Here is a 291-nt window from a genome sequence, read left to right on the forward strand (position 1 = left end):
CCGCCCTGGCCTGCGTAACGAGCCAGGGCGCACCCCGGTGGGAACTCCCCGCCTGGCGGCAGGTGAACACCCAGGTGAACACCTCGCCGACAGGGGTGAACACCCCTGCTGTCCACCTGAACACCCCTGTGATTGCGCAGGTCAGCGGGCTGTCGCCGGAACCTGCCGTCCAGGTAAACACCAACCCGGCCGTTCAGGTGGACACCCAGGTGGACACCTCGACGGCGGAGGTGGGCACCCCCGCTGTGCACCTGAACACCCCTGCTGTTCGCCTAAGCCCGGTGGCGGCCC

Annotated in this window: 1 protein-coding gene; it reads left to right on the forward strand. The window is 69.1% G+C overall.

What is annotated here, in order from left to right:
• Window positions 1-95 precede the first annotated feature (95 nt).
• A partial coding sequence (locus G6R25_RS25780; protein WP_205447483.1) for a hypothetical protein occupies window positions 96-291 on the forward strand: 196 nt, incomplete at its 3' end.

Origin of the sequence: Candidatus Frankia alpina (assembly GCF_902806485.1) — a bacterium.
Taxonomy (GTDB): domain Bacteria; phylum Actinomycetota; class Actinomycetes; order Frankiales; family Frankiaceae; genus Frankia; species Frankia alpina.